This window comes from Roseibium aggregatum (genome assembly GCF_014692675.1).
Taxonomy (GTDB): Bacteria; Pseudomonadota; Alphaproteobacteria; order Rhizobiales; family Stappiaceae; genus Roseibium; species Roseibium aggregatum_C.
In genome coordinates this window covers 1-361 of record NZ_JABFCZ010000123.1, presented here as the reverse complement: position 1 = coordinate 361, position 361 = coordinate 1, and the positions used below count along the sequence as shown (strand labels likewise).

The 361-nt window shown below is 54.6% G+C and carries 1 pseudogene; it reads left to right on the top strand.

What is annotated here, in order from left to right:
* Nucleotides 1-101 (top strand): annotated as a pseudogene (locus tag HK439_RS27065) (IS110 family transposase); the annotation flags it as partial.
* Nucleotides 102-361: the final 260 nt, after the last annotated feature.

The window sequence follows — 361 nt, the reverse complement described above, 5'->3', positions numbered from 1 at the left end:
AAAAGCCGAAGGTCGCGATTGTCGCCGTCATGCGAAAACTCATCGTTCTCGCAAATACACTCCTCTCAGAAAACCGGATCTGGTGTCCAAACCATCCTTGACACAAAACACAGATGCTCAAGGGGGGAGACGGGAGCAAGGGATAGGTCCGTTTACCTGCAATCGTCATCCGGGTGAGCAACTGCGAAGAGCCCTGGCCTTTACCTGCAGCAAAAAGGGCGCCCTGAGGCGCCCTCAGACTGCTGACAAACCCCTGGCGTTAGCCGGGGGTTTTTGATTCACTGTTTTGATGTTGAAGAAACCCGGTCCGGATCAGACAGCGCTTGAGATGGTCACACTCGACCAGCTTGTTCCCGCCGAT